This is a genomic window from Tessaracoccus lacteus (assembly GCF_029917005.1).
In the GTDB taxonomy this organism is placed as follows: domain Bacteria; phylum Actinomycetota; class Actinomycetes; order Propionibacteriales; family Propionibacteriaceae; genus Arachnia; species Arachnia lactea.
This window is the reverse complement of the sequence record NZ_CP123967.1, coordinates 1,668,547-1,692,664: the sequence shown is the minus strand read 5'-3', so window position 1 is coordinate 1,692,664 and position 24,118 is coordinate 1,668,547. Positions and strand designations below refer to the sequence as shown.

The window sequence follows — 24,118 nt, the reverse complement described above, 5'->3', positions numbered from 1 at the left end:
TCGACGTGTAAGAGCCCGCCGATTCCGCTAGGCTCAGCCACGACATGGGGACCACGCCGAAGACGCCTGACACGCAGCCCGGACCGAGCGGTCCGGACGGCAAGGAAGACGGCATGGTTGCGCTCAGCTACATCCTCGCCGGCCTCATCTTCTATGGTGGGCTCGGCTGGCTGGGTGACTACTTCCTGAAGACAACCTGGCTGTTGCCGATCGGCCTCATCGTGGGCCTCGGGTTCAGCGTGTATCTGATCATCAAGCGATACGGGAGCGGTACGTGAGCCTTGGGCTACTTCCGATGGAGACCGACGGCGGCGGTTACACGCCACCCGGTGTCGAGGACTTCCTCTGGGACTCCGTCTGGCCGGGCGTGCTGCCTGACTGGATGAACAAGCCCTTCTTCCAGGCCGTCATCGGCGCTGCCCTGGTCATCATCCTCTGGTGGATCGCCTCGCGGCGCCTGAAGACACAGCCGTCGAAGGCGCAGTTCGCGGCGGAGTACATCTACGAGTTCATCCGCAACGGCGTGGCGCGCGACATCCTCCACGAGGACTTCCGCCGGTTCCTGCCGTACCTGCTCGGTCTGTTCTCGTTCCTGCTGATCAACAACTGGTTCGGCGAGTTCTTCCTGTTCATGTATCCGACGTTCTCGAACGTCGGATACGCCTACGGGCTCGCGATCCTGTCGTGGCTGGTCTATGTCGGAGCCGGCTTCAAGAAGTGGGGGCCCGGCTTCCTCAAGAAGGCGCTGATCCCCGACGGGGTGCCCGCCCCGCTGCTGATCATGGTGATCCCGCTGGAGTTCCTGGCGACGTTCATCACGAGGCCCGTCACGCTGGCCCTGCGTCTCTTCGCCAACCTGTTCGCCGGCCACCTGGTCGTCTTGGTGTTCGTGGTGGGCGGCGGGTTCCTGCTGACCTACGCCGACAACACGTTCTACAACGTCGCCGGCGGCGTCTCGCTCGCCTTCAGCCTCATCATCCTCCTGCTCGAGCTGTTCATCGGTGCGCTGCAGGCCTACATCTTCACGGTTCTCACCGCCCAGTACGTGTCGACCTCGATCGCCGAGGCGCACTGATCAACCCGACTTCCCCGGTCAGCGAAGTGGCCGGGCGAGCCATCCGAAAGGAAAACAATGTCCCTCCTCGAAATCGAAATCACCGGCAGCCTGAACATGATCGGCTACGCGATCGCGACCATCGCCCCGGCGCTGGGTGTTGCCTGGATCTTCGCCTCCGTCATCAACGGCACCGCCCGTCAGCCCGAGGCCCGTGGCGCGATGATGAGCACCGCGTTCATCGGCTTCGCGGTGGTTGAGGCCCTGGCCATCATCGCCATCGCGCTCGCCTTCGTCCTCTGAGTCGCCTGATGTCCCCGAACCTTGGGGTGCTGCAGGAGATCGATCTCGGTCCTCTTGCGCCCCATCACATGTCGGAGGTGATCGTCGGCATCGTCTTGATGCTGATCATCTTCGTCATCATGTGGAAGGTCGTCGTTCCTGCCTTCGAGAAGATGTATCAGGAGCGCTCCGACAAGATCGAGGGCGGGATGCAGCGCGCGGCGCGGGCCGAGGCGAAGGCCGAGGCAGCGCTGGCCGACTACACCGAGCAGCTCAAGGCTGCCCGCGAGGAGGCCGCCCGCATCCGTGAGGACGCGAAGAACCAGTCCGCCACGATCCTCGCCGAGGCACGCGACAAGGCGACGAGGGAATCCCAGCGGATCCTCGAGGCAGGCCGGGTCCAGCTCGAGGCCGAGCGTCTCCACCTGGTGGGGGAGCTCCGCGGCGAGGTGGGCACCATGGCCACCACACTGGCCGGCAAGATCGTCGGCGAGTCGCTCAGCGACGACGAGCGCGCCCAGCGCACCATTGACCGGTTCCTCGCTGATCTCGAGTCGGCAGGTCAGGCCCGATGAAGGCCGGCGACGCTGTCATCGCGCAGCTCGACGCTCAGGTCGACGGCATCGACACCGATGCCGTCACCTCCGACGAGCTGTTCGCGGTCGTCGACCTGCTCGACGGCAACGTGATGCTGCGTCGGTCGCTGTCGGACCCGTCCGCGGCGGAGAGCTCGCGCGTCGAGCTCGCTTCCCGGATCTTCCGCGGGAAGGTCGCCCCGGCCACCCTCGAGGTGCTCAGCGCCTTCTCGGCCGCAGAGTTCGAGAGCGGTGCGGCGTTCGTCGAGGCACTCGAGCGCGAGGGGGTCCGGCTGAAGCTGAAGGCCGCCAGGAGCGACGGGACGCTCGACACCGTGACCAGCGACCTGTTCCAGGCGCTGAGCGTGGTGCGTGACCACCCGGAGCTAGCGGTGGCGCTGCGCAACCCGTCGTACGGCGCGGCCGAGAAGCGTGAGCTGCTCGAACGCCTCTTTGGCGGGAGGATCAGCCCCGTGGCCCAGGCGCTCCTCGACCGGGCGGTCCGGCCGAACCTGGCGGCCTTCGTGCCCACCGTAGGCGGGTTCCTCCGCGCGGCGGCCGAACTCGCCGGTCTCACCATCGCCCGCGTCACCGTCGCCCGCCCGCTCGACGAGTCCCGAACGGCCCGCCTGAAGGCCGCACTCGAGAAGTCCGCCGGCAAGCCCCTGTCGCTGCAGGTGCACGTCGACCCCTCCGTCATCGGCGGGGTGAACGTGGCCATCGGCGACGACGTCATCGAATCCACTGTTGCTGCCCGGCTCGAAGACGCCCGCCGGCAACTCGTCAACCTGTGACACCCAAGAAAGTAGAACGCAATGGCTGAACTCACCATCAGTCCGGACGAGATCCGCAGCGCTCTTGACGACTTCGTCAAGTCGTATGAGCCGGCTTCGGCCTCGAAGACCGAGGTCGGCACCGTCGTCACCTCCGGCGACGGCATCGCCCGCGTCGAGGGCCTGCCCTCGGCGATGGCCAACGAGCTGCTGCGCTTCGCCAACGGCACGCTGGGCATCGCCCTGAACCTGGACGAGCGTGAGATCGGCGTCGTCGTGCTCGGCGACTCTGAGGGCATCGACGAGGGGTCGACCGTGTACGGCACCGGCGAGGTCCTCTCCGTCCCCGTAGGCGAGGGCTACCTCGGCCGCGTGGTCGACGCGATGGGCAACCCGATCGACGGCCTCGGCGACATCAGCGGCATCGAGGGACGCCGCGCGCTCGAGCTGCAGGCCGCCGGCGTCATGGACCGCCAGGAGGTGCGCGAGCCCCTGCAGACCGGCCTCAAGGCCATCGACGCCATGATCCCGATCGGGCGTGGGCAGCGTCAGCTGATCATCGGCGACCGCAAGACCGGCAAGACGGCCATCGCGCTCGACACGATCATCAACCAGAAGACCAACTGGGCCTCCGGTGACCCGAAGAAGCAGGTCCGCTGCATCTACGTCGCCATCGGCCAGAAGGGCTCCACCATCGCCGAGGTCCGCTCGACGCTGGAGGCCGCGGGTGCGCTGGAATACACGACGATCGTGCACGCTCCGGCGTCCGATCCCGCGGGCTTCAAGTACATCGCCCCCTACTCCGGTTCCGCGATCGGCCAGCACTGGATGTATCAGGGCAAGCACGTCCTCATCGTCTTCGATGACCTGACCAAGCAGGCCGAGGCCTACCGCGCCATGTCGCTGCTGCTGCGTCGCCCGCCGGGCCGTGAGGCCTACCCCGGCGACGTGTTCTACCTCCACTCCCGCCTGCTGGAGCGCTGCGCCAAGCTCTCCGACGAGCTGGGCGCGGGATCGATGACCGGCCTGCCGATCATCGAGACCAAGGCGAACGACGTCTCGGCCTACATCCCGACCAACGTCATCTCGATCACGGACGGCCAGATCTTCCTGCAGTCCGACCTGTTCAACGCCAACCAGCGTCCCGCCGTGGACGTCGGCGTCTCCGTGTCCCGCGTCGGCGGCGCCGCGCAGGTCAAGGCGATGAAGCAGGTCGCAGGATCGCTGAAGATCTCGCTGGCGCAGTACCGCGACATGCAGGCCTTCGCCATGTTCGCCTCCGACCTGGACGCCGCCACCCGTCGCCAGCTCGACCGGGGCGCCCGTCTCACCGAGCTGCTCCGCCAGGGCCAGTACGCGCCGTACCCGGTCGAGGACCAGGTCATCAGCGTCTGGGCCGGCACCGAGGGCCTGTTCGACGACGTCCCCGTCGACGACGTGCTGCGGTTCGAGCAGGAGTTCCTGGACTACCTGCGCCACAACAGCGACACTCTGACCGGAATCGCGGCCGACTTCGTGTTCGGCGACGACCGCAAGGACGCCGTCCGGAAGGCGATCGTCGACTTCCGCCAGATCTTCCGCACATCGGAGGGCAAGCTGCTTCCCGGCAAGGAAGAGCACAAGCCTCTCACCGACGAGGAGATCGGCCAGGAGACGATCGTCCGTCAGAAGCGGAGCTGACGCCATGGCGAGCAGTCTGCGCGAACTGAGGGAGCGTCGTCGGTCAGTCCAGACGACGCGCAAGATCACGCGCGCCATGGAACTCATCGCCGCCTCGCGCATCGTCAAGGCGCAGGCGACGGCGAGGGCCGCCGTTCCCTACACGCAGGAGTTGACCAGGGCCGTCTCGGCCCTGGCCTCCGCGCACCACGACATCGACCACCCGCTGCTGGTGGACGTCGAGAAGCCGAAGCGCTCCGCCATGCTGCTCATCACCTCCGACCGTGGCCTGGCCGGCGCCTACTCCGCCAATGCCATCAAGGAGGCCGAGCAGCTGCACGCCAAGCTGATCGGGGAGGGCCAGGAGGTCGTGCAGTACATCACCGGCAACAAGGGGCTGGCGTACTTCGACTTCCGGCGCCGGAGGATCGAGCAGAGCTGGACGGGCTTCTCCGACCGGCCCGAGTACCGGCACTCCCGCGAGATCGCCGACGTGCTGCTGGAGAAGTTCCTCACCCCGACCGAGGAGGGCGGGGTGGACCAGATCCACATCGTGACCACCCGCTTCGTGTCCATGCTGACGCAGACCGTCGTGACCAGGCGTCTGCTGCCGCTGGTGGTCGAGGAGGCCGACGCGCCCGAGCTGAGGGACATCGACCAGAACGGGACCGTGCACGATATCCACCCGTTCTACCACTTCGAGCCCAACGCCAAGGAGGTGCTCGACAAGCTGCTGCCACTGTTCATCGCGAACCGGATCCACACGGCGCTGCTGATGTCCGCGGCCTCCGAGCTGGCGAGCCGACAGCGGGCCATGAAGTCCGCCACCGACAACGCCGACACCCTGATCGAGAAGCTGACGCGCGAGTCCAACCAGGCACGCCAGGCCGAGATCACGCAGGAAATCACTGAAATCGTGGGCGGCGCCTCGGCGCTGTCCGAAACCGCCTGAAACGAGTGAGGAACACCGAAATGACTGCCACTGTGAGCGAGACGCAGCCGGCCACCACCGGTGGCATCGGCCGCGTCGCCCGCGTCATCGGCCCCGTCGTCGACGTCGAGTTCGCGGGTGACCAGATCCCCGAGATCGGCAACGCGCTGCTCGTCGACACCGAGGTCATGGGCGAGCAGCGCACCATGACCATGGAGGTCGCCCTGCACGTGGGTGACTCCCTGGTTCGCGCCATCGCACTGAAGCCCACCGACGGCATGCGCCGTGGCGCCGAGGTCCGTGACACCGGTGCCCCGATCTCCGTGCCCGTCGGCGACGTCACCAAGGGTCACGTGTGGAACGTGACCGGCGACGTCCTGAACGTCGACCCGTCGAGCATCGAGGTCACGGAGCGTTGGCCCATCCACCGCCCGGCCCCGAAGTTCGACGAGCTCGAGCCCCGCACTGAGATGCTGGAGACGGGCATCAAGGTGCTCGACCTGCTGACGCCCTACGTCAAGGGCGGCAAGATCGGCCTGTTCGGCGGCGCCGGCGTCGGCAAGACCGTCCTGATCCAGGAGATGATCTACCGCATCGCTCACAACTTCGGCGGCACCTCGGTGTTCGCCGGCGTGGGGGAGCGCACCCGTGAGGGCAACGACCTCATCAACGAGATGGAGGAGGCCGGCGTCCTCAAGGACACCGCGCTCGTGTTCGGCCAGATGGACGAGCCCCCGGGCACCCGTCTCCGCGTGGCGCTCTCCGCCCTGACCATGGCGGAGTACTTCCGCGACGTGCAGAACCAGGACGTGCTGCTCTTCATCGACAACATCTTCCGGTTCACGCAGGCCGGCTCCGAGGTCTCCACGCTGCTCGGCCGCATGCCCTCTGCCGTGGGCTACCAGCCGAACCTGGCCGACGAGATGGGCCAGCTGCAGGAGCGCATCACCTCGACGCGCGGCCACTCGATCACCTCGATGCAGGCGATCTACGTGCCCGCCGACGACTACACCGACCCGGCCCCGGCCACGACGTTCGCGCACCTCGACGCCACGACCGAGCTGTCGCGTGAGATCGCCTCGCGTGGTCTGTACCCGGCCGTGGATCCGCTGAGCTCCACCAGCCGCATCCTCGACCCGCAGTACATCGGCCAGGACCACTACGACACCGCGGTGCGCGTCAAGCAGATCCTGCAGCGCAACAAGGAGCTGCAGGACATCATCGCGATCCTCGGCGTCGACGAGCTGTCCGAGGAGGACAAGATCGTCGTCAACCGTGCGCGCCGCATCCAGCAGTTCCTGTCGCAGAACACCTACATGGCGGAGAAGTTCACCAATATCCCGGGCTCGACGGTGCCGCTTGCCGAGACCATCGAGTCGTTCCAGATGATCTGCAACGGCGAGGTCGACAACATCGCGGAGCAGGCGTTCTTCAATGTCGGCAACATGGATGACGTCATGGCCAACTGGGCCAAGATCCAGAAGGAAGGCTGAGCCGTGGAGCGTCCTCCGCTGCACGTCGAGGTGGTCTCAGCCGACCGGTTGGTCTGGTCGGGGGACTCCGTCAACGTCATCGCGCGCACGGTCGAGGGTGACGTGGGCATCCTGCCGGGCCATGAGCCGTTGATGGCCCTGCTCGTGCCCTGCGCGGTCGAGATCGTGACGGACGACGGGCGAAGCGAGACCATCGCGGTCGATGGAGGGTACATCTCCGTCGCCCATGGCCGCGTGTCCATCCTCGCCGAGCGGGCGCACCTCGGACATGAGGTTGGCCTCGACGAGGCCCAGCAGCAGGCCGCGACCCTCGAGGCCAAGGCGCTGCAGGGCCGTGCCGATGACGACGAGCTGCACCACCTGAGGATCCTCCAGGCGCAGATCGTCGCCGGCGAGGCGTACGCTTCACACACGTCGGAGCACTAGGCTCACACCACCACTCAGGGCGGCCCGCTACCACGGGCTGCCCTGAGGCACATTGAAGGGAGGGCCCCGATGGGCTGGCAGATCGTGATCGTCACGCTGATCTGCGCGCTCGTGGTGCTCCTCCCGTTCGTGCTCCTCTATCTCCGCCGCCGCTGGCTCACAGGCCAGGGCGGCCTTTTTGACTGCGCCTACCGGATGCGGGAGGACCCTGGCGGGGCCGGCTGGGTCCTCGGCGTGGCCCGTTACCGAGGGGAGAACCTCGAGTGGTTCCGCTCCTTCTCACTGAGCCTCCGGCCCAAGGCGCTCTTCGGCCGCGCCGTGACAGCGTATGTCCACCAGCGACAACCGGCAGGGCTGGAGGCGATCGCGCTTTTCGAGGACTCCGTCGTCGTGTCGGTGCGCAACCGGGTCACTGACAAGGTCAGCTCGCTGTCTATGTCGCCCGACGAGGTGCTCGCCCTGATGAGCTGGCTGGAGTCCGCACCACCCGGCAGCCATTACCTGCCAGGCAGCGCGAGTTCTCCCCGCTGACGCCTCAGTGGCGGCCGGTTTCCGGCTTCTCCCGGTCGGTGCCCGGCACCCACAGAACCTCATGCTCGGTGCCGTTGGCGACCCGGCTCATCACGAACAGCAGGTCCGACAGGCGGTTCAGGTAGCGGACCGCCAGCGGGTTGATCCCACCGACCTCCTTGACGCCGTGCTCCTCGCGGGCCCGCCAGGCGGCGCGTTCCGCCCGGCGTGCAATGGAGCGGGCCACGTGCAGCTGCGCGCCGGCGGGGGTGCCGGTGGGCAGGATGAAGCTGCGCAGCACCTCGAGGCCCTCCTGCAGCTCGTCGATGTAGCCCTCGAGCCGCTCGACCGAGTGCTCCTCGATGCGCAGCGGCTGCCACTTCGGCTCGGGATCCAAGGGGTTCGCCAGGTCCGAGCCGACGTCGAACAGCTCGTTCTGGATGAGCCGCAGCATCTCGACGAGGCGGGGCGGCAGGCCGCCGAGGGCCAGGGCGAGCCCGATGGCCGAGTTGGCCTCGTCCACGTGCCCATACGCCTCGACGCGCACGTCCGTCTTGCGGACTTCGGAGTTGTCGACGAGGCGGGTCGTGCCGCCGTCGCCGGTCTTCGTGTAGATCTTCGACAAAGTGACCATTGGGTCAATCTATGCCAGAGTGGGCGGCGTGCACACGCTACGCCTCGCCGCAGTCCTGACCGCCGCAGCCGCCTTCGCCCTGAGCGGATGCGCGGACGCCAACGAGTCGGCCGGCGCGGTTGCCTCGGAGGGGCTGACGACGTGTAGCTACCCCAGCGACGGCGAGCCGGCGCGGGCTGTCGACCCGCCGGAGACCACCGGAGTGCCGGCGGCGGGCACCTTGGTCGCCACGATCGAGCTCACGGCGGGTGACATCGACGTGACGATGGACCGCGCGACGGCCCCGTGCACGGTGAACTCCTTCGTCTCGCTGGCGGAGCAGGGGTTCTACGACGACACGGTCTGCCACCGGCTCGTCGACACGGGGATCTTCATCCTGCAGTGCGGCGACCCGACGGCCACGGGGACGGGCGGCCCCGGCTACACGATTCCCGACGAGGTGACCTCGGGCACCACGTACCCGGCCGGGACGGTCGCGATGGCCAACCGCGGCGCGAAGAACACGGGTGGCTCGCAGTTCTTCCTCGTCTACGCCGACACCGACCTGCCGGCCGACTACACCGTGCTCGGCACCATGGACCAGGCCGGGATCGACGTCGTCGGGTCGATCGCCTCGCAGGGCGTCGACGCCGTGGACCAGACCTCGCCCATCGCGGAGGCGAAGATCACGTCGATCACGCTGGGCTGAGCGGGGCCTCAGAAGACGCGGCCGAGGAAGGCCCGGCAGAGCTCCACGAACGCCGCGGGCTCGTCGGCGTGCACCCAGTGGCCGGCCCGTTTGAGCGTCACCTGCGTCATGCGGGGGAACAGCTCGCGCATGGGTTCCGTGTGCCCGGGCAGGATGTAGGGGGACTGACCTCCCGCGACCCACAGAACCGGCCCGTCGTACTCGCTCTGGATCGGCGGCCAACCGCCGATCTGGTGCAGCGAGTCGCCGAGCAGGTCGAGGTTCGCGCACCAGAACCAGCTGTCGCCCTTGTGACGCAGGTTCTGCAGGAGGAACTGGCGCACCGTCGTATCGGGGATCTGGTCGGTCAGGAGACGGTCGGCCTCCGTGCGGCTCGTCAGGGTGTCCAGGTTCAGCGACCGCAGCGCGCCGACCAGCGAGTCGAACTGCGAGGCCGCGTCGTTGCGGGCGGGGGAGATGTCGACGACCATCAGGCGGTCCACCAGCTCGGGGCGGCGCAGCGCGAGCCGCATGGCCACCTTGCCTCCCAGGGAGTGGCCGATGAGGGTCACCGGCATCACGATCACGTCGGAGATCCAGTCGGCCACGATCTCGGCCTGTTCGTCGAGATCGAACGTGCGGGTCCAGGGGGAGAGGCCGTGGTTGGGCAGGTCGACCAGGTGGCAGGTCGCGAGGTCGCCGAGCGGAGCCGCGACGGTGCCGAAGTTCTTGCCCTGCCCGAAGAGGCCGTGCAGGAACACGACCTCGCGGGAGCCCGAGCCGACGGTGAGCGAGTTCAGCTTCATGCGAGTCCCCAACAGTGCTTGTGCCAGTGCCGGCGCGCCTCCAGGCCGAGGTCGGCGCCGTAGGGCGCGGATTCCGGCCAGGCGACGATGTGGGCCGTGCCCGGCGGGATGTCGTGCCGGCAGCCCGGGCACACGTAGGTCTTGGTTGAGCGGTGCGCCGGCACGTCGCGGACGATGAAGGTGGCTCCACGCCGCGCCTCGCGGCGCTGATACCCGCCCGAGAGCAGCGGCCTCGGCGGCCGCGTATGCTTCGAGGGGCGACGCCTCGCCATCAGAAGAGCCGATCCTCGGCGTTGTCGAGGCCGCGCAGCGCGTCGTAATCCACCAGGCGGCACTCGATGCCGCGGTCGGTGGCCAGCGTCCGGGCCTGGGGCTTGATCTGCTGGGCCGCGAAGATGCCGCGCACGGGGGCCAGCAGCGGGTCGCGGTTCATCAGGTCCAGGTAGCGCGTCAGCTGCTCCACCCCGTCGATCTCGCCGCGCCGCTTCACCTCGACGGCGACCAGCCTGCCGCCGTCGTCGCGCAGGAGCAGGTCGACTGGGCCGATGGGCGTCAGGTGCTCGCGGGTGACGAGCTTCATGCCGTCACCCAGCGTCGTCGGGTGCTCGGCCAGCAGAGCCTGCAGGTGCGCCTCGACACCGTCCTTCTGCAGCCCGGGATCGATGCCGAGCTCGTGGTCGGAGTCGTGCATGACGTCGGCCAGCAGAATGCGCAGCGTGTCGCCGTCCTTGGACCTGACCTGCCAGACCTGCGTCACGCCGTGCTCGGCGACCTCGGGCTCCGGGTCACTGACCTGCATGGTGCAGGGCGGGCTCATCCAGTTCAGGGGCTTGTACGCGCGGTCGTCGGCGTGGACCGAGACGGACCCGTCCGCCTTCACGAGGATCAGACGGGTGGCCATGGGGAGGTGGGCGGTCAACCGGCCCACGTAGTCAACCTGGCAGCGGGCAATGACCAAACGCACCGTGCCAATCTACCCGAGTCTCAGGATGCGTCCAACGCAGGCTGCACGATCTCGCGGTAGAGCAGCAGCACGGCCGCCGTGGTCGGGATCGCGATCACGGCCCCGATCACCCCGAAGAGCATGCCGCCGATGATCGCGCAGAGCACGACGAGAGCGCCCGGCACCTTCACGGTCCGCTTCATCACCGTCGGGTAGAGCAGGTAGGCGTCGAACTGCTGGTAGATCAGGAAGTAGATGATCGTGGCGACGCCGATGGGCGGGTTGACGGCGAAGCCGACGAGCGCGACGGTGATCATCGCCAGCGACGAGCCGACCAGTGGGATGAAGCAGAACATGGCCACGACGAAGCCGAGTGCGAGCGAGTAGGCGCCGAGCCCGGCGATGTTCATGAACACGAAGGCGCACACGGAGGCGACGGTGACGATGACGAACATGCCCGTGATGTAGCCGCTGACGCCGCGGAAGATCTCGTCGGCGAGGTAGCGCGCCCGCGCCCGTCGGCTCGCGGGGGCCAGCGCATAGATCGTCTCCTTGATCGTCGGGAGCGAGGCCATGAAGTAGATGGTGAGCACGAGCGTGATGATGACCGAGAAGACAAGCCCCGCCACCGCCCGGCCCGCGCCCAGGATGCCGCCGAAGAGGTTGTTGAGCAGGTCCCCGGACGTGATGAAGGACTCGATCTTGTCGAAGACCTGGTAGCGCTCCTCGATGGCCTTGAGCTGCGGCTGTTCGGCGAGGTTCCGCAGCAGGCCGGGGAGGTTGCTCGTCAGGGTGGTCGTCTGCTCCGTCAGCAGCGGCACGAGCGCGGTGAAGCCGAGCGCGATGACGCCGAGCAGCAGCACCGTGACGATGGTGACGGCCAGGCCGCGGCGTACCCGGCGGCGGGTGAGGAACTCGACGACCGGATTGAGCCCGAGCGCGAGGAACAGCGACAGCACGACCAGGATCAGGACGCTCTGGACGGCCAGCACGGCCTGGGCCAGCCCGATGGCGACAAGGACTCCGAGGGCGCCCAGGAACCCGATCATGAAGGGCGCGCGGCGGAACGTGTCCTGGGAGGGAGGCTCCGGGGGAACCGGGGCGACGATCTCGATGGGCTGCGGGGCCAGCAGCCCGCGCACCCGCTGGCCGAGCCCCCCGCGGCGTGGCGGGCCGATGCGCCTGCGGCGCGAGGCGGGCTCCTCGGGGAGCTCCGGCTCGGGGAGATCGCTCACTGACGGGAATCGGGCGTGCGGATGACGGTGGTGTCGTCGTCGGAGAACTCCGCGCCGGACTGCTCTGCGAGATCCCGGAGGTTCCCGAGCTGGGCGAGCGCCTGCGAGCGACGGGTCTCCAGCGAGGCGATGTCGCGCTCGAGCTGCTCGCGGCGCCAGGCCAGCTTCTCCTCGAGCTCGTTCTCCGCCTCGCGGGCGCGCTCGCGCATGGTGGTGAGCGTGTCCTCGCTCAGCCGGGTGGCCGAGACGCGGATCTCCTCCGCGGCGTGCACGGCCTCGGCGCGGATCGCGGCCGCCTCCTCGCGTGCCTGGGCAGCCCGCGAGGCGGCCTCGGCGGCATCCTGGTCGGCGCGCGCGAGCCGGGCGGCAATCGACTCCTCGGCGGCCTTGGCTGTTGCGGCGGTCTTCGTCGCAGACTCCGTGGCGGTCTGCTCCGCCGCCCGGACGGTCTCGGCGGCCTTGGCTGTGGCCTCCTGCATCAGGTTGGTGGCCCGCGAGGTGGCGTCCTGCACGACGCGTTCGGCCTCGGCGCGGGCGCTGGCGAGCAGGGCCTCGGCTCGGGCTCCGGCCGCCTCCTCGATGCTGGTCGCGCGGCTGCGGGCGTCGGCGACTATGAGCTCGCCGTCGCGCCTGGCCGTCTCGAGCGTCGACTTGCCGACCTCCGCCTGCTCCTGGCGGAGCTGGCGCAGGGCGTTGAGCCCGGTGAGCCTGACGTCGTCGGCCTCCTGCTGGGCTGCGGAGCGTAGGGCCGCGGCCGAGCGTCGGCCCTCGGCCTTGATGCGTTCAGCCTCGCGCTTGGCGTGGTCGACGAGGCTCGCCGCCTGTGCCTCCGCCGCCTTCAGCAGCCCGGTCGCGTGGGCGCCCAGCCGGGTGAAGTCGGTGGTGCCCTTCTCCGCCCTGGTGAACTGCAGCTCACGGTTGGCCTCGCGCAGCTGTACCCGAAGCTGGCTGACCTTCATCTCGACCTCACGCACGTAGCTGTCGACGGTGTGCTTGTCGTAGCCGAGCATGGCGTGCGGGAAGCTGCCCGCCGCCGAGGCGCTCTCGTCGAACAGGTTGAGGCCGGTCTCCTCGGTCTCGAGGTCGCGCTGCGAATCAGTCACCAGTCCAGCTCCTTCAGGGATGAGTCCACCTCCGAGGGTAGTCGGTGGGAACAGTAAAGCCAGAGATGACAGGCGGGGCGCCGCGGCTTTCACCGCGGCGCCCCGTCATGTTCCTGGGAGTCGTCAGACTCAGTGCTCCTCGGCCTCCTTGGGCAGCTCGACCAGCTCGAGCAGGACGCCGCGGGCATCCTTCGGGTGGACAAAGTTGATGCGCGAGCCCGAGGTGCCGCGGCGGGCCTCCGGGTACAGCAGGCGCATGCCGCGCTCCCTGAGGACGGCGCTGACGTGGTCGAGGTCCGCGACGCGGTAGGCCATCTGCTGGATGCCCTGTCCGTTCTTCGCGAGGAACTTCGCGATGGTGGAATCCTCGTTCAGCGGCGCGATCAGCTGGATACGCGCGTTCTCGGCGAGCTGGTCGCCCGTGCCCATCATGGCCTCGGCCACGCCCTGCTCCTCGTTGACCTCGCGGTGCAGCTCGCGCCAGCCGAGGACTTCAGTGTGGAACTTGACGGCTTCGTCGAGGTCCGGGACGGCAAGGCCGACGTGATCAATGCAGATGAAAAGATCCGAATTCTCCATGTATCCAAGCTTCCCACACCGGCGCGTCCACTCGCCGCCGGGGGTGCTCTCAGGCAGAATTGAGGGTCGACACCCTGAGGAGGGCAATCGTGCTCAACTGGATCAAGAAGCTCTTGCTCCTGCTCGTGGCGGCGTTCGTCATCTGGTACCTCGTCACCAGGCCGGAGGCCGCCGCCGAGGCGGTGCGTGCCTTCTTCGGGGCCTTCGAGTCCTTCGTCCGCTTCTTCACGACGCTGGCAGGATAAGTCCCGTGGGCGTCCTCGGGCGCTTCCTCGATCCGAACATCGAGGCCCACCTCCTCGACGTCGAGGGGGAGGTGGTCATCGACGAGGTCCGCAAGCACTGGGCTGCCACCATCTGGTGGTACGCCCTGATGCTGCTGAGCATCCCCCTCTTCGTGTCGATGGTCTTCGCCCGCGGCCTCTTCTGGGCGCCGATGCTGCTCGGGCTCGCCGCAGTCTCCGTCGGGGCCTGGAAGGTGCACGTCGCCCACATGGACCGGTTCGTCATCACGAACATGCGGGTCTTCCGGGTGCACGGGGTCTTCACCACGCACCTGGCCACCATGCCGATGACCCGGATCCTCGACATCTCGATGATGCGCACGCTGTGGGGACACCTGCTCGGCTACGGCCACTTCGTGTTCGAGTCCGCGGCCCAGGACCAGGGGCTCCGCGACATCCGCTTCGTCGGGGATCCGGAGCGCCGCGACCTGACCATCCAGCGCGTCATCCAGCTCTCCGGCCTGAGGCAGACGATGAAGGTCGAGAAGTGGACCGCCGATGAGGCGGACCCTGACGGCACCTGAGCCGGGGGACCCGGGCCTACGCCGGGTCGACCACGAGGAGGTCGCCGACCTGGCATCCGAGGGCGTCACAGATCGCCGTCAGGGTCGAGAACCGGATCGCCCGTGCCCGGTCGTTCTTCAGCACCGAGAGGTTGACCAGGCTCATCCCGACGCGTCCGGAGAGCTCGGTCAGTGTCATGTTGCGCTCCTCGAGGAGCTCGGTGAGACGGCAGCGGACGCGGCCGTCGTCCTCGGGCGGCATCAGACGAGCCCCCGGACGTCGTCCTTCAGGTGCGCGACGTCGGTGCGCAGGCCCCGGCCTGCCCGGAAGGCCGTCCCGACGAGCGCGAGGCCGAGCCCGACGCTCAGGGGCCAGAACGGCATGGTCAGGGTGAAGCCCGCCGGCGCGAGCCATCCGTGCTGGGCGAGCAGCACCTGCGGGTCGACGTCGGTGGCGCCCAGTTCCTCGGCGATGGTCCCCTCCGCGCCCCAGCCGGTGAGTTGAAGGGCCTCGACGCCGGCCCGCCACGAGCCGATGTCGCCGACGATGCTCCAGATCAGCCCGCCGACGACGACGATCCCGGCGGTGACCATGATGGCGCGCGGGGCGAAGTCGAAGATGTCGCCGTCGCGCAGGGCACGCGCCGCACGGAGCGCGACGACTGCCACCGCGCCGATCGTGACGTTGCCCGCGAGCGCGCCGACGAGCAGCAGCAGGCGCGTCGGAAGCGTGAGGCCCGAGACGACCAGGGTCGCGCGGTCGGCTCCGCCAGAGATGACCGTGGCGACCTGCACCGCGTCGGTGACCCCCTCCGGGGGGCGGGCCTGCACCACCTCGAGCGGGACGGTCGCCTCGACCGAGGAACTGAGGAGCAGCGCATAGCCGACGAGGACCGTGGAGATCCCGACGCCGATCAGGGTCAGGATGGCGAAGATCGTGGTGAGCCTGGCGAGGACGGCACGGTCGCGCCCCGCCTGCCAGAGCAGGGCGAGGACGGCGGCGGCGACCGCCAGCAGTCCGAGGATCAGCGCGAAGCCGGCGAGTGTCACTGCGGACATGACCCCTCCTTGGGTTATCGATTGTCGTTATGTTAACGACAATCGATAACCACCGTCAAGGGGTAGAGGCACCCCGTCAGGCGAGGGCGGCGTCCACGAGGGACTTCGCAGCGGACTGCACCTCGGCCAGGTGGTCGGCGCCCTTGAGGGACTCCGCGTAGATCTTGTACTTGTCCTCCGTTCCCGACGGGCGGGCCGCGAACCAGGCGTGCTCGGTGGTCACCTTGATGCCTCCGATGGCCGCGCCGTTGCCCGGGGCGTGCGACAGGACGGCCATGATGGGCTCGCCGGCCAGCTCGTCGACCGTGACGTCCGAGGAGCTCAGCTTGGACAGGCGCGCCTTCTGCGCCCGGTCGGCGTCCGCGTCCACCCGGGCGTAGTAGGAGCGGCCGAACTCGGCCTCCAGGTCCGCGTAGTGCTGCGACGGGGTGCGGCCGGTCACCGCGATGATCTCGCTGGCGAGCAGCGCGAGCAGGATGCCGTCCTTGTCGGTGGTCCAGGTCTTCCCTGCCAGCGTCAGGAACGAGGCGCCGGCGGATTCCTCCCCGCCGAAGCCGATCGAGCCGTCGCTGAGCCCGGGTACGAACCACTTGAAGCCGACGGGCACCTCGACGAGGCGGCGACCGAGTTTGGCGGCGACCTTGTCGATCAGCGAGCTGGACACCAGCGTCTTGCCGACCCCGGCCTCGGGAGACCAGCCGGGGCGGTGTGCGAACAGGTAGTTGATCGCGACGGCCAGGTAGGCGTTGGGGTTCATGAGGCCGGCGTCGGGGGTCACGATGCCGTGCCGGTCGGAGTCCGCGTCGTTGCCGGTGGCCACCGTGTAGCGGTCCCTCTGCTGGACGAGGGACGCCATGGCGTCGGGGGAGCTGCAGTCCATCCGGATCTTACCGTCGGTGTCGAGCGTCATGAACCGCCAGGTGGGGTCGACCGTCGGGTTGACGACCTCGATCGGGAGCCCCTGCTCCGCGAGGAACTGCCAGTACTGCACCGAGGCGCCGCCGAGCGGATCCGCGCCGTGGACCAGCCCGGACGCCTTGATCGCGTCGAGGTTCAGCACCTGCGACAGCTCATTGCAGTACGGGGTGCGGTAGTCGTAGCGGGTGATCTCGGAGGCGGCCCGCTCGTACGGCGTGCGGCGGATGGAGCGGTAGTCTCCGAGCAACTCGTTGGCGCGGGCGGCGATCACCTTCGTCGCGTCGGTGTCGGCCGGGCCGCCGTTCGGCGGGTTGTATTTGAAGCCGCCGTCGCGCGGGGGGTTGTGGGACGGGGTGACGACAATGCCGTCGGCGCGGGGTCCGCTGCCGAGGTTGTGGCGGATGATGGCCCGTGACACGGCCGGGGTGGGCGTGTACTCGTCGTCACGTTCGGCGAGCACCTCGACTCCGTGCGCGTGCAGCACCTCGATCGCCGTCTTCCAGGCCGGGTAGCTGAGCGCGTGGGTGTCCTTGCCGATGAACAGCGGGCCGGTGGTGTTCTGCGCCGCGCGGTACTCGACGATCGCCTGCGTCGTGGCGGCGATGTGGGCCTCGTTGAACGCGGTGTCCAGTGAGGAGCCGCGGTGGCCGGAGGTACCGAAGGTGACCTGCTGGTCCGGGTTGGCGGGATCGGGGACGCGATCGTAGTAGGCGGCGATGACCTCGTCGACGTCGATCAGATCGGATTCCTGAGCCGGAAGCCCGGCGCGCTCATGTGCCATGCAGCGATCCTAGTGGCGACTCTCCTCGTGCGGGAAGGTAACGGCCCGTGTTTGAAGGGTGCCGACGCGGCGGCCAGAATAGGGACCATGACGCAAGCCAACTTCTCACGTCCCGGGGCCGTCGACCTTTCCACGCTCTCCACCGCCGCAGGGCAGCACTCCGGCGCCAACTACGTGATGCCGCTGACGGAGGTCGAGTTCCAGGCAGTCGCGGCGCGCTCGATGCAGCATCCCGTGATCGTCGAGTTCCACTCGTCGCGTGACCAGGCGGGGCAGGCCACGTCGGCCGCGCTCGCGGAGCTGGTCAACGAGGCCGACGGCCGCTTCCTGCTCGGCCGCGTCGACGTCGACGCGGAGCCGCGCCTGGCCCAGGGGTTCGGGGTGCAGGCCGTCCCGACGGTCGTCGCTGTCATCGGGGGCCAGCTGGCGCCGCTGTTCCAGGGCACCAAGACCCGCGAGGAGATCGCCCAGGTGCTTGACCAGGTCGCGCAGGTGGCCGTCGGGAACGGCCTGACAGGGCGGGCGACGCCGGTCGACGGCCCGGCCGGGCCCGAGGGCGAAGCTGCTCCGGTGGCAGACCCGCGCTTCGCGAAAGCGGATGCGGCCCTCGAGGCCGGCGACTTTGCGGCAGCGCTGGCGGAGTTCGACACGCTGCTGGCCCAGACCCCGCACGACGCCGAGGTCATCGCGGGCCGGGCGCAGGCGGCGCTCCTGAACCGCAGCCTTGGCTTCGACGCGCAGGGCATCGTCGAGAAGGCCGCCGCCGGGCCGGGCGACGTGCCCGCGCAGCTCGACGCCGCCGACCTCGAGGTCATCAACGGCCGCTACGAGGAGGCCTTCGACCGGCTGCTCGGGCTGGCGGCCGAGGTCGGCCCAGAGGAGAAGGACACCATCAGGGTCCGGCTGCTCGAGCTGTTCGAGGTCGTCGGGCGCACGGAGCCGGTCGTGCTCAAGGCGCGCCGCCGGCTCGCGACCGTCCTGTTCTGATCCGGACACAGGAATGCCCGCCGGCGCCTCAGGGCACCGGCGGGCGTCTTATGTCGTCAGGTGACGGGGTAGCCGGCCTCCGAATAGCCCCGGCCGCCTTCCAGCAGCCAGGTGATGCGTCGGAAGGACAGCTCCGTGACGAACTCGCCTATCTCATGGGGCGCCACCCAGTGCACGTCTCGGATCTCGTGGTCGGAGGCGGCGATGGTCGCGACCGTCACGGCGTCGAGGACCCCGCCGTCGAAGATGAACTCCACTGCGTCGGACCAGCCGAGGTAGGGCGGCATCCAGTCCGCGATGAGCGGCTGGCCGAGCGCGACCTCGAGGCCGAGCTCCTCCTCGACCTCCCGCTCGGCGCCTGCCCTGGGCGACTCGCCTCGTTCCACGACGCCGCCAGGCAGCTCCCAGTCCTGTTTGTATGTGGTCTCCAGGAGCAACACGCGGCCCTGCTCGTCGCGGAACAGGACGTGCGCGATGAGGCGCTTGGTGGGCAGGATGGAGTCGAGCATGCCGGAGAACCCGTGCTCGCCGTAGACGGTGTCGACCGCCAGCCGGGAGTAGACCAGCACATCCCGGTAGATGCCCGGCTCCGGCTCGATGGCGGACCGCAGACGTCCCTCGAGCCGGAATCCGCAGCGGTGCAGCGCCGTGCGGGCGGTGACGTCCCAGTCGGGCAGTTCCACCTGCAGGCGCCGCAGGTCATGGGCGATGATCGCGTCGTCCGCGGCGAGCGAGACCGCGCGCTGCAGAGTCTCGGCGTCGACGCTCTGCTGTTCCCAGCGGAGCCGACCCACGCCGTCGGCGATGTCCACCTCGACCTTGAAGTCGCTCACTGAGCGTCGCTTCGCCTGAGCCAGACGGAGCCGAGGGGGGGAACGGTGACGTTCGCGCGGGCCGGGAAGTGGCCCCACGGCTGTTCGACGGCGGTGACCTCGCCGAGGTTGCCGAACTCGCCGGCGCCGTCGTAGATGGGCGCGTCCGTGTTGAGGATCTCCTCCCAGGTGCCGGCCAGCGGCAGCCCGATCTCGTAGTCGCGCAGCGGCTCAGGGGAGAAGTTCGTCAAACAGGCGACGTGGTTGCCCTCGCCGTCGTGACGGATCCACGACAGGACGTTGTGGGCGTTGTCGTCTGCGTTGATCCAGCTGAAGCCCGCCGGGTCGCTGTCCAGGCGGTACAGCGGGGGCGAGGAACGGTAGATCATGTTCAGGTCGCGGAACAGGCGCTGCAGACCGCCGTGGCCCCACAACTCCGAGACCCACCACTCGAGCGAGACGGACTCGTTGAACTCCGGACGCTGGCCGAACTCGCAGCCCATGAACACGAGCTGCTTGCCGGGGAAGCTCCACATGAAGGAGTAGTAGGCGCGCAGCGTGGCGAACTTGCGCCAGTCGTCCTGCGGGACCTTGTTGATCATCGAGCCCTTGCCGTGCACGACCTCGTCGTGGCTGATCGGCAGCACGAAGTTCTCCGAGTACGCATAGACCATGGCGAACGTCAGCAGGTTGTGCTCGTACTGGCGGTAGATCGGGTCGAGCTGCAGATACCGCAGCGTGTCGTTCATCCAGCCCATGTTCCACTTGAAGCCGAAGCCCAGACCACCCTGGTGCACCGGCTTGGTGACGCCAGGGAAGCTGGTGGACTCCTCGGCGATCATCAGGACGCCGGGCTCGCGCTCGTAGAGATGGCGGTTGACGTAGCGCAGGAAGTCGATCGCCTCGAGGTTCTCGCGGCCACCGAATTCGTTCGGCACCCACTCACCCTCGTTACGCGAGTAGTCGAGGTACAGCATCGAGGCGACCGCGTCGACGCGCAGGCCGTCGATGTGGAACTCCTTGACCCAGTACAGCGCGTTGCTGACCAGGAAGGACTTCACCTCGTTGCGGCCGTAGTTGAAGATGTAGGTGCCCCAGTCCATGTGCTCGCCCTGGCGGGGGTCGGCGTGCTCGTACAGAGCGGTGCCGTCGAAGCGGCCCAGCGCCCACTCATCCTTCGGGAAGTGACCAGGCACCCAGTCCATGATGACGCCGATGCCGGCTTGGTGGAGCTTGTCGATCAGGTGGCGCAGGTCGTCCGGCTTGCCGAAGCGCGACGTGGGCGAGAAGTAGCCCGTGACCTGGTAGCCCCAGCTGGGCTCGAACGGGTGCTCGGCCACGGGCATCAGTTCGACGTGCGTGTAGCCCTGCCACTTGATGTAGCTGACGAGCTCCTCCGCGAGGTCGAGGTAGCTCTTGTTGCGTCGCCAGCCGCCGAGGTGCAGCTCGTAGATGCTCATCGCCTCGCGGTGCGCCTGCGCCTCGCGGCGTCGCGCCATCCACTCGTCGTCGCTCCACGCGTAGCGGGACTCGTAGACGATGGAGGCATTGGTCGGGGCCTGCTCACTGAAGCGGGCCATCGGGTCGACCTTGTCGATCCACGTGCCGTCGGCCGTCTCGATCCGGAACTTGTAGAGAGTCTCCTCGCCGAGGCCCTCGATGAACGTGGCCCACACTCCGCTGCCCGGGACCAGCCGCATGGGGTCGCCCGTCCACCAGTTGAAGTCACCGATCACCTGGACCGACTTCGCATTGGGGGCCCACACGGCGAACCGGACGCCCGTCACCTCGCCCCGCTCGTCGTCGGGGACGGTGACGACGTGGCTGCCGAGCCTTCGCCAGACCTCCGTGTCCCCGCCGCCGTGGAAACCTTCGAGGTCCCATCCGGTCAGTCCGCCGAACTGGTCGTGCGCCATCATGAGCTCCTTTGTGGAAGTGCTGCCAGAAAATCTATCGGCACCCGCACCAGGTGTGGGCGGAATCGTGACTCGTAGGACACTTCGTATCCGGCCTTGTCCGTCTCGTACGCGGCGAGCACCGGATCAGGGCGGGCCGGGTCGAGGCCGTAGCCGGTGAGGAACGCGTCGCGGGCAGCGGTGAGCCACCCGTCGGGTGCCTCCTCCATGACCGAGGCGTAGCGCAGGGAGCGGAGCATGCCCGCCACGTCGCGCAGCGGGGAGTCGGGGAGCCGTCGATCGGCCATCGGTCTGAGGGGCTCTCCCTCGAAGTCGACGTAGACCCAGCGCCCCTGAGTGAGGAGCACCTGTCCGAGGTGACAGTCGCCGTGGATCCGCTGCGCCGGCAGGTCGCCCGTGGGGACGGCGTCGAAAACAGCTGCCGCCGCGTCCGCGAAGGGACCCACAGCCGGCTGCTGTTCGACGACGTCGGCAAAGCGTTCGCGGAAGGCCGCCGCGAGCTCCTCACCCGACAGCGTGGCCGTACCGAGGCGTTCGGCAAGGGCCTCGTGCAGCCGGGCCAGGGCGCGACCTGCTTCCCGTGCGTGGTCGGAGAAATCGGACCGGGCTGCGGCGTGGCGACGCGCAAGCTCGAAGCCGTCGGTCGGGTCCTGCAGGCACTCGAGGAACACGGCGAGGTCGGTGTCGCCGACGCTCCACGTCCCGTAGAGCTCAGCGACGGTTCCGGTACCGGCGAGCGCGCGGTGCAGTTCGACATCGACATTGCGACCCGACTCGAGGCGCCGGAAGACCTTGGCCAGCAGGGCCGTGCCGAAGAACACTGTGGTGTTCGACTGCTCGCCGGAGAACCGGCGGGCGCCAAGCCCGTCCGGGATCTGCCGGTACGCCTCGAAGCCGGGAGCGCCGGCGCGGAGCGCGTCCAGCAGGATCAGCGCTTCGTCGCACGCGTCGACGAAGCTGCCGTCGGGGTTGATGCGCAGCGGAATGAGGAACCGGTCTACGCGGCCGTCGGGATAGGAGACGAGGAGGACCGCTGGGCGCAGACCCGGGCCGGGACCGGGACGCACGACCCAGTCTCCGAGTTCGACCCCCTCGGGAGTGCCGGCGCGGCCTGAGAACCAGCGCTGCGTCGAGGCAAGCTCGAACAGGGCGGAGGTCACGTCGTCGTGGTTCATTCCGCGGTCACATGCAGGACGTGTGCGGGACGACCGGGGTAGAGGCGGACGAATGCCTCCTCGCCCCAGGTGTAGCGCTCCTGGTTCAGCTCATCGAAGACGGCCACCTGACGTGCACCGGGAAGCCCCAGTGCGGCGAAGTCGAGGTTCAGGCTCGACTCGACGGTGTTGTCCGGGTCCAGCGAGCAGACCACGAGCACGACGTCGTCGCCGTCCGACTTGGAGAACGCGATGACCTTGTCATGCGGAGCGTGGTGGAAGTGCACGTCGCGGAGCTGCTGCAGCGCCGGGTGGGCCTCCCGGAGGCGGTTCAGCGTCCCCATCAGCACGTTGAGGTTCGGCTCGGCGTCGTAGTCGCGCGGCCGGTACTCGTACTTCTCGGAGTTGAGGTACTCCTCCTTGCCGGGCGCCAGCGCTTCGTGCTCGAACAGCTCGAAGCCGGAGTAGACGCCCCACGTCGGCGACATGGTCGCGGCGAGGATCGCGCGGATCGCGAAGGCGGCGGGGTTCCCGGACTGCAGGAAGAAGGGGTTGATGTCGGGGGTGTTGACGAAGAAGTTCGGACGGTAGTGCGAGGCCATCTCGTCGCTGAGTTCCGTCAGGTACTCCGTCAGCTCCCACTTGAGGTTGCGCCAGGTGAAGTAGGTGTAGCTCTGCTGGAAGCCGACGGTGCCGAGCGCCGACATCATCTGCGGCTTCGTGAAGGCCTCCGCGAGGAAGATGATCTCCGGGTTGGTCTCGTGGACGCGCTGCAGCAGCCAGTCCCAGAACTCGACGGGCTTGGTGTGCGGGTTGTCGACGCGGAAGACCGTCACGCCACGGTCGATCCAGAAGCGGACGATCCGCAGCACCTCGTGGTAGATCCCGACGGGGTCGTTGTCGAAGTTGATGGGGTAGATGTCCTGGTACTTCTTCGGCGGGTTCTCCGCGTAGGCGATGGTGCCGTCGAGGCGCGTCGTGAACCACTCGGGGTGCTCGGTGACCCACGGGTGGTCGGGGGAGGCCTGCAGCGCGAGGTCGAGCGCCACCTCCAGCCCGAGCGAGCGGGCCTTCGAGACGAACTCGTCGAAGTCGTCGAAGTCGCCGAGGTCAGGGTGGATCGCGTCGTGGCCGCCCTCGGGGGAGCCGATGGCCCAGGGGGAGCCAGGGTCCTGCGGTGAGGGGGTCAGCGAATTGTTCTTTCCCTTGCGGAATGCTGAGCCGATCGGGTGGATCGGGGGCAGGTAGACGATGTGGAAGCCCATGGCGGCGGCGGCCTCGAGGCGCTCGTGCGAGGAGGCGAACGTGCCGGAGTGCCACTGGCCGTCGTCGCCCTGCCACGCGCCCTGGGAGCGGGGGAAGAACTCGTACCAGGACGAGTAGAGCGCGCGGCGGCGCTCGACGCGGATGGGGTAGTCGGGCGTGGGGGAGACCAGTTCGCGCGGGCCGAAGCGGGCCATCGCGCGGCGGATGGGGGCGGAGCTGATCAGCTCGAGCAGCTCGTTGACGTCGGCGTCGGCCGTGACGGACTCGGCCGTGCCGCGCAGCAGGTGGGCGGCGCCGGGGGTCCGCAGCGTCTCGGCCTGCGCGGCCGCGCGCTCGAGCAGGTCGCGCCCCTCCAGGCAGACGAGGTCGACGTCGACGCCGGCCGGGAGCTTCTTGGTCGCGTTGTAGGTCCAGGTGCCCCAGGGGTCGCTCCAACCCTCCACGCGGTACGTCCAGTCGCCCTCGGCGGCCATCCGGACGTGCGCCTGCCAGATGTCGAGTCCGAGGGGTTCGACCTGGGTCATGTCGATGCGGCGCTGGGTGCCGCCAGGAGCCGTCAGGATGACCGACGCGTTGACGGCGTCGTGCCCCTCCCGGAAGACGTTGGCCTGGATGAGTAGGCGCTCGTGGACGACGGCCTTGACCGGGTACGCGCCGCCCTGCAGGACGGGGGTGACACCGGTGACGGGGATGCGTCCGAGGCCACCCTCGGTACGGATGATTCGCTGGCGTGCGGCGCGGGCCGGAAACTCGTCTGTCACGCTGCAC

Annotated in this window: 28 protein-coding genes; 14 read left to right on the top strand and 14 right to left on the bottom strand. The window is 68.5% G+C overall.

Translation table 11 applies throughout. The features are described from left to right. Positions 1-44: 44 nt before the first annotated feature. From QH948_RS07830 to QH948_RS07785, 10 genes are all read left to right on the top strand, one after another. Entirely contained in the window at positions 45-278 is a 234-nt protein-coding gene (locus QH948_RS07830) for a hypothetical protein (protein WP_281143902.1), read from the top strand. 17 nt (positions 279-295) lie between these two features. Continuing rightward, entirely contained in the window at positions 296-1,075 is a 780-nt protein-coding gene (gene atpB / locus QH948_RS07825; RefSeq protein WP_281143901.1) for a F0F1 ATP synthase subunit A, read from the top strand. Positions 1,076-1,132: 57 nt separating this feature from the next. Continuing rightward, positions 1,133-1,357, top strand: coding sequence for an ATP synthase F0 subunit C (atpE, locus tag QH948_RS07820; protein ID WP_281143900.1), 225 nt, complete (start codon positions 1,133-1,135; stop codon positions 1,355-1,357). 8 nt (positions 1,358-1,365) lie between these two features. Beyond that, positions 1,366-1,911, top strand: a complete 546-nt coding sequence (locus tag QH948_RS07815; protein ID WP_281143899.1) for a F0F1 ATP synthase subunit B — start codon at positions 1,366-1,368, stop codon at positions 1,909-1,911. Further along, positions 1,908-2,705: a F0F1 ATP synthase subunit delta gene (locus QH948_RS07810; RefSeq protein ID WP_281143898.1), complete on the top strand. Its 798-nt coding sequence runs from the start codon at positions 1,908-1,910 to the stop codon at positions 2,703-2,705. Before QH948_RS07815 ends, QH948_RS07810 begins: the two co-directional genes overlap by 4 nt. Before the next feature lie 21 nt (positions 2,706-2,726). Further along, a complete protein-coding gene (gene atpA, locus QH948_RS07805) occupies positions 2,727-4,364 on the top strand; it encodes a F0F1 ATP synthase subunit alpha (RefSeq protein ID WP_281143897.1) in 1,638 nt (545 codons plus the stop codon). Between the two features lie 4 nt (positions 4,365-4,368). After that, positions 4,369-5,295: a F0F1 ATP synthase subunit gamma gene (locus tag QH948_RS07800; RefSeq protein WP_281143896.1), complete on the top strand. Its 927-nt coding sequence runs from the start codon at positions 4,369-4,371 to the stop codon at positions 5,293-5,295. Between the two features lie 20 nt (positions 5,296-5,315). Further along, complete coding sequence (atpD, locus tag QH948_RS07795) at positions 5,316-6,767, top strand: F0F1 ATP synthase subunit beta (RefSeq protein ID WP_219083996.1); 1,452 nt, start codon at positions 5,316-5,318, stop codon at positions 6,765-6,767. Between the two features lie 3 nt (positions 6,768-6,770). Beyond that, positions 6,771-7,193, top strand: coding sequence for a F0F1 ATP synthase subunit epsilon (locus tag QH948_RS07790; RefSeq protein WP_219083997.1), 423 nt, complete (start codon positions 6,771-6,773; stop codon positions 7,191-7,193). 69 nt (positions 7,194-7,262) lie between these two features. After that, positions 7,263-7,724: a DUF2550 domain-containing protein gene (locus tag QH948_RS07785; RefSeq protein ID WP_281143895.1), complete on the top strand. Its 462-nt coding sequence runs from the start codon at positions 7,263-7,265 to the stop codon at positions 7,722-7,724. Positions 7,725-7,728: 4 nt separating this feature from the next. Here QH948_RS07785 and QH948_RS07780 read toward each other — a convergent pair whose 3' ends face one another. After that, positions 7,729-8,337, bottom strand: a complete 609-nt coding sequence (locus tag QH948_RS07780) for a cob(I)yrinic acid a,c-diamide adenosyltransferase (RefSeq protein WP_281143894.1) — start codon at positions 8,335-8,337, stop codon at positions 7,729-7,731. Between the two features lie 28 nt (positions 8,338-8,365). On the opposite strand from QH948_RS07780, the gene QH948_RS07775 reads away from it, so the two are divergent. After that, a complete protein-coding gene (locus QH948_RS07775; RefSeq protein ID WP_281143893.1) occupies positions 8,366-9,025 on the top strand; it encodes a peptidylprolyl isomerase in 660 nt (219 codons plus the stop codon). An 8-nt stretch (positions 9,026-9,033) separates the two neighbouring features. On the opposite strand, the gene QH948_RS07770 is transcribed toward QH948_RS07775, so the two are convergent. The 6 genes from QH948_RS07770 to mce all read right to left on the bottom strand — a co-directional run bounded on the left by QH948_RS07770 (position 9,034) and on the right by mce (position 13,670). Then, positions 9,034-9,810 carry an alpha/beta fold hydrolase gene (locus tag QH948_RS07770; RefSeq protein ID WP_281143892.1) on the bottom strand — a complete coding sequence of 259 codons (777 nt, stop codon included), beginning with the start codon at positions 9,808-9,810 and terminating at the stop codon, positions 9,034-9,036. Then, positions 9,807-10,082: an Rv1322 family protein gene (locus QH948_RS07765; RefSeq protein WP_281143891.1), complete on the bottom strand. Its 276-nt coding sequence runs from the start codon at positions 10,080-10,082 to the stop codon at positions 9,807-9,809. Before QH948_RS07765 ends, QH948_RS07770 begins: the two co-directional genes overlap by 4 nt. Next, positions 10,082-10,783: an endonuclease NucS gene (nucS, locus tag QH948_RS07760; protein WP_438874138.1), complete on the bottom strand. Its 702-nt coding sequence runs from the start codon at positions 10,781-10,783 to the stop codon at positions 10,082-10,084. Before nucS ends, QH948_RS07765 begins: the two co-directional genes overlap by 1 nt. An 11-nt stretch (positions 10,784-10,794) precedes the next feature. Next, positions 10,795-11,988, bottom strand: coding sequence for an AI-2E family transporter (locus QH948_RS07755; protein ID WP_281143889.1), 1,194 nt, complete (start codon positions 11,986-11,988; stop codon positions 10,795-10,797). Next, the gene (locus tag QH948_RS07750; RefSeq protein ID WP_281143888.1) at positions 11,985-13,091 is read right to left on the bottom strand and encodes a coiled-coil domain-containing protein; all 1,107 of its coding nucleotides are present in this window, start codon (positions 13,089-13,091) and stop codon (positions 11,985-11,987) included. The genes QH948_RS07755 and QH948_RS07750 overlap by 4 nt, the downstream gene beginning before the upstream one ends. A 129-nt stretch (positions 13,092-13,220) precedes the next feature. Next, positions 13,221-13,670 carry a methylmalonyl-CoA epimerase gene (gene mce, locus QH948_RS07745; RefSeq protein WP_281143887.1) on the bottom strand — a complete coding sequence of 150 codons (450 nt, stop codon included), beginning with the start codon at positions 13,668-13,670 and terminating at the stop codon, positions 13,221-13,223. 89 nt (positions 13,671-13,759) lie between these two features. Here mce and QH948_RS07740 point away from each other — a divergent pair, with 89 nt between their 5' ends. After that, entirely contained in the window at positions 13,760-13,915 is a 156-nt protein-coding gene (locus tag QH948_RS07740; RefSeq protein ID WP_219084006.1) for a hypothetical protein, read from the top strand. 5 nt (positions 13,916-13,920) lie between these two features. Continuing rightward, positions 13,921-14,478: a PH domain-containing protein gene (locus QH948_RS07735; protein ID WP_281143886.1), complete on the top strand. Its 558-nt coding sequence runs from the start codon at positions 13,921-13,923 to the stop codon at positions 14,476-14,478. 16 nt (positions 14,479-14,494) lie between these two features. Here QH948_RS07735 and QH948_RS07730 read toward each other — a convergent pair whose 3' ends face one another. From QH948_RS07730 to pgm, 3 genes are all read right to left on the bottom strand, one after another. Next, positions 14,495-14,719, bottom strand: a complete 225-nt coding sequence (locus tag QH948_RS07730) for a helix-turn-helix domain-containing protein (protein ID WP_281143885.1) — start codon at positions 14,717-14,719, stop codon at positions 14,495-14,497. Next, on the bottom strand, positions 14,719-15,516 hold the full coding sequence (locus tag QH948_RS07725; protein WP_281143884.1) for a hypothetical protein: 798 nt from the start codon (positions 15,514-15,516) through the stop codon (positions 14,719-14,721). Before QH948_RS07725 ends, QH948_RS07730 begins: the two co-directional genes overlap by 1 nt. Before the next feature lie 76 nt (positions 15,517-15,592). Further along, entirely contained in the window at positions 15,593-17,215 is a 1,623-nt protein-coding gene (gene pgm, locus QH948_RS07720; RefSeq protein WP_281143883.1) for a phosphoglucomutase (alpha-D-glucose-1,6-bisphosphate-dependent), read from the bottom strand. Between the two features lie 87 nt (positions 17,216-17,302). Here pgm and QH948_RS07715 point away from each other — a divergent pair, with 87 nt between their 5' ends. Continuing rightward, positions 17,303-18,202, top strand: a complete 900-nt coding sequence (locus QH948_RS07715) for a tetratricopeptide repeat protein (RefSeq protein WP_281143882.1) — start codon at positions 17,303-17,305, stop codon at positions 18,200-18,202. A 56-nt stretch (positions 18,203-18,258) separates the two neighbouring features. On the opposite strand, the gene QH948_RS07710 is transcribed toward QH948_RS07715, so the two are convergent. Genes QH948_RS07710 through QH948_RS07695 form a run of 4 tightly spaced genes read right to left on the bottom strand, consistent with a single transcriptional unit; the run spans position 18,259 to position 24,111 of the window. Continuing rightward, positions 18,259-19,035, bottom strand: coding sequence for an NUDIX hydrolase (locus QH948_RS07710; RefSeq protein ID WP_281143881.1), 777 nt, complete (start codon positions 19,033-19,035; stop codon positions 18,259-18,261). After that, positions 19,032-20,930, bottom strand: a complete 1,899-nt coding sequence (gene glgB / locus QH948_RS07705; RefSeq protein ID WP_281143880.1) for a 1,4-alpha-glucan branching protein GlgB — start codon at positions 20,928-20,930, stop codon at positions 19,032-19,034. Before glgB ends, QH948_RS07710 begins: the two co-directional genes overlap by 4 nt. Continuing rightward, a complete protein-coding gene (locus tag QH948_RS07700; protein WP_281143879.1) occupies positions 20,930-22,105 on the bottom strand; it encodes a phosphotransferase in 1,176 nt (391 codons plus the stop codon). The genes glgB and QH948_RS07700 overlap by 1 nt, the downstream gene beginning before the upstream one ends. Then, positions 22,102-24,111 carry an alpha-1,4-glucan--maltose-1-phosphate maltosyltransferase gene (locus QH948_RS07695; RefSeq protein ID WP_281143878.1) on the bottom strand — a complete coding sequence of 670 codons (2,010 nt, stop codon included), beginning with the start codon at positions 24,109-24,111 and terminating at the stop codon, positions 22,102-22,104. Before QH948_RS07695 ends, QH948_RS07700 begins: the two co-directional genes overlap by 4 nt. Between the last annotated feature and the right edge of the window lie 7 nt (positions 24,112-24,118).